General features: G+C 41.8%; 2 protein-coding genes. One reads left to right on the forward strand and one right to left on the reverse strand.

What is annotated here, in order from left to right; genetic code table 11:
• Positions 1-105: 105 nt before the first annotated feature.
• Entirely contained in the window at positions 106-981 is an 876-nt protein-coding gene (locus EA341_RS00635) for an AraC family transcriptional regulator (protein WP_293010747.1), read from the reverse strand.
• 140 nt (positions 982-1,121) lie between these two features.
• Here EA341_RS00635 and EA341_RS00640 point away from each other — a divergent pair.
• Positions 1,122-4,315, forward strand: a 3,194-nt coding sequence (locus tag EA341_RS00640) for a PVC-type heme-binding CxxCH protein (RefSeq protein ID WP_293010748.1), incomplete at its 3' end; no start/stop codon positions are given.

Below are 4,315 nucleotides of genomic sequence, written 5' to 3' on the forward strand. Positions count from 1 at the left end.
GCTAAGAAAACATTATCTCTCTTTGTAATTTCATTGCCCCTTCGAGTCTTTGTGCCTTCGTAGCATTTGAATTAACCGTAATATCTTAATAGCAAAATCAAAGAATTAACTAAAAGTTTTCAAGTAATCCTTTCGATATACCATCGGCGTCACTCCCATTCTTTCCTTGAACTGCTTATTGAAATTGGATAAGGTTTGAAATCCACTCTCGTAACAGATTTCACTGATATTGGCTTCCACCTCATGCAAAAGCTTGCAAGCATATCCAATTCTTACATCAGACAAAAACTCTGAAAAGGGCTTGTTCATCCTTGAGGTAAAATACCTGCTAAAGGCACTTTCAGTCATATTGGCAATTGCAGCAACTTCCGATAAAAAAATTTTCTGCTGGAAATTTTCCATCACATATTCATAGACCTGACTCATCCGGTCTTTCTCAGACTCTTTATTAGTGTTGATATATCCCGCTTGAGTAATGGGATGACAATCTTCAGAATGAGCTAACCTATCTAGTATTTCCAAAAGCCGGACCATACTCATGGCCCCTTTCTCACCAACAAGTCTCGGTAACAATTTCTTCAGGTTTTGATTGGTTTCCCCCAATATCTCCAAACCCCGCTGAGAGCGGTAAAGCAAGTTTCTGATATCCTCAAACTCTTCTTTTTTCCATAAAGTATCACCCAAAAAATCCTCGGGAAAATAAACCACTATTCCATGAGTTTCCAAATTGGTGTTTTTCTCAAAATATTCCTGATCATTTCTCCACAAGTGCGGCAAGTTCGGTCCGGTCAAGACCATATCACCTTCCTTAAATGGCTTCATCTGGTCCCCTATAAACCGGGTTCCCTTTCCTTTGATTACCCAAAACAATTGGTATTCCGGATGAAAGTGCCAGTGCTTATCAAAATAGGGGGCAATAAGTTCTTTTGCTACAAATGCGTTTGCCTCAGGTATCCGGGATTTTTGTAAGGGATGCTTCATTACTTAGCTAATTTTGTTCAAAATAGGTAATAAAATCGAATTTTATATCAAAATACAGTCATAATCAATCATAAAACAGTGAGAATAAAAGCTAAAAATCACTGAACTTGATTGTCAGAAAATTAATCAGATAACCCAAAATGATAAAGTTCGCCAAAGCAACAGTCTACGCACTGTTTGTTTCTCTTCTGCTTTTTGGCTGTGCCAAAGAAAAACAAAAAAGTTTCCTGAAAGATGAACCGAGAAGAGCGGAAATCCTCTTTTTAGGCCATGATAGCAAGCACCACGATTCAGAAAAACTACTACCCTATCTGGCTAGACCACTTTTTCAAAAAGGAATTAATTTCACTTACACCTCAGACCCTGATGACCTCAATGATGAGAACCTGATGCATTATGACGGATTGGTTATTTATGCCAACCATGATGAGATCAGCCCTCAGCAGGAAGCTGCACTAAAAAAGTTTGTGGAAAGCGGAAAAGGATTTATCCCCATTCATTCAGCATCTTTTTGTTTCCGCAACTCAGATTGGTATGTCAAGGCAGTTGGCGGACAATTCAAATCTCATGGAACAGGCGACTTTACAGTGGATATAATTGCGCCTGAGCATCCTATTATGGATGGCGTTGGAATATTTGAAACCTGGGATGAAACCTACATTCATTCTCAAATCAACCCGGATATGACTGTTTTGATGGAAAGAGAAGAAGATGGTCACCGGGAACCCTGGACTTGGATCAGGAATCAGGGAGATGGAAGGGTTTTCTATACTGCCTATGGACATGATGAACGTACTTGGTCCAAACCCGAATTCCATACATTGATGACCAATGGTATCTTATGGGCAATAGGAGACAAAGTAGCCGACTTGGTTGCCTCTTTTGATATGCCTCAACCTGAGTTTAGAGACGCCGAAATTCCAAATTACGAAAGACGGGATCCGGCACCGAGGTATCAACTACCGCTTTCACCGGAAGAATCCATGAAATTGGTTCAAGTTCCTGTAGGCTTTGAATTGCAGTTATTTGCATCCGAACCTGATATTGTCAACCCTATGGCCATGTGTTGGGATGAAAAAGGCAGGTTATATGTCATCGAAACGGAAGACTATCCCAATGAGGTCAGAACTGAAGGGGGGAATGACAGGATTAAAATCCTTGAAGATACCAATGGAGATGGAAAAGCTGATAAAATAACTGTTTTTGCCGAAGGCTTGAATATCCCAACCAGCTTGGTTGCAGTCAATGGAGGTATTCTCATTTCCATGGCTCCGGACTTTATTTTTCTCAAAGACACCAACGGAGATGGAAAAGCAGATCATAGAGAAACCATCATGACGGGTTGGGGCAAAAGTGACACGCATGCAGGTCCTTCCAATCTGAAATATGGCTTTGATAATAAAATCTGGGGAGTTTTGGGGTACGCAGGATTCAAAGGTCAGGTAGATGGTCAGGAATTCAGTTTTTCCCAGGGAATTTACAGGTTTGATCCAGACTGGAAAAACCTGGAGTTTCTGGGCTCTACCAGTAACAATACTTGGGGGCTGGGTTTTTCTGAAGACTTCAATGTCTTTATTTCTACAGCCAACGGGCAGCATAGTGCCTACCTGGCCATGAGCAATGAATATGTAAAAAGACCTATCAGTGGCGGTATGAACAATGCTGTATTTGGAATAGACAGCCATGTAGACATGCCCCATCTCACACCAGCGCTTAGACAGGTGGATTATCATGGAGGCTACACTGCTGCTGCCGGGCATAATTTCTATACAGCCCGTAATTTCCCAAAAAACTATTGGAATAGAATAGCCTTTGTGGCAGAACCAACCGGTAGGGTGCTACACAATGCTATCATCGAAAAAGATGGTTCGGGGTTCAAAGAGAGGAATGGTTTCAACATACTGGCGAGTTCAGATGAGTGGTTTTCTCCGGTACATGCAGAAGTAGGGCCTGATGGTGCACTATGGGTAGCAGATTGGTACAATTTCATTATTCAGCATAACCCTACACCACGGGGCTTTGAAAACGGGCCTGGAAATGCCTATATCAACCCTCTAAGGGATGCCAAACATGGCAGAATTTATCGTTTGGTTTACAAAGGGAATGAGGATTATAAGACCATGTCAATCGATCCGGATAAAAACAGGGAGCTGATTGCAGGATTGAAAAGCGACAACATGTTTTGGAGGATGACTGCCCAGAGGCTTATTGTAGAAAAAAACAACACCTCCATAGTCAAAGACCTCTACAAGTTGATCGAAGATAGAAAGACTGACCAGCTTGGATTAAATACGGCTGCCATCCATGCCTTATGGGCCTTGCATGGGCTGGAAGCCTTAGATGGATCCGATAGAAACAGCCTACAGATTGTAGGAAAAGCATTAAGCCACCCTTCTGCAGGGGTGCGAAAAAATGCCATAGAAGTTTTGCCCAACACAGAAGAATCTTTCAAATTAATAAGCGCATCCAAAGTCCAAGAAGATTCAGACTTGAATGTTAGGAAATCTGCTTTCCAAAAAATCGCGGACATAAGGGGCTCAAAAGAAATCCCCGAATTTCTTTATAAAGCAAGTATGGATGAAGAAAATGCCAAAGATTCCTATATCTCACAGGTTATTTTTGCTGCTGTCCTCAATAGTCCTGAATATTTTGACAGCAGACTATCTGAATTGATGCCTAGGGGCAAGATAGATTCCACGCTTACGCTTACAGATAGGATTGCAAAAAGCCTGGTGGAAGAAGAATATAACTTAGACAGGCGTGCACCAATAGCTTTCCCACCAAGTATCAAAGGCAAGGAGATTAAAATACGGGCAGAATTAGCCAAAGGTCCTGATGGAATCGAAGGCGTAATTGTCGCGCAAGGCAATAAGCAAAATGGCTATGTGCTCTACGCAAAAGATGACATCTTAAATTGGGTAGTGAAGCAGGATGGTAAATCCTATAAAATAGCTACCCCAAAAGGACTCCAAAGTGGCCTATTTGAGGTAAATGCCAGCCTTTTGGAGGATGGAAAAATGGAGCTTTTCCTTGCCGGAAATAAAATTGGGGAGGTAATGACACTTGGACTATTTACTGAGGATATCACGCCCGCCAATGTACGAGTGGGCAATGATCTTGGTGGAGAAAATCAGGTAGGAGATTATGAGGGTGGATCCTGGCTAAGGGGTCGAATGGGAAGGGACAGTTATATCAGTTTCAGAAATCCTGAATTGGAAATTGATCAAGTAATTTCAGCTGCAGATGCTGATGACATTCCCAAAATCACCAGAGAAAATGCCACTATCGTCAAAGTGGGCGTCATCCCGCACGAAATGAAATATGATGTCAGCAG

It is taken from the genome of Mongoliibacter sp. (assembly GCF_007692705.1).
GTDB lineage: Bacteria > Bacteroidota > Bacteroidia > Cytophagales > Cyclobacteriaceae > Mongoliibacter.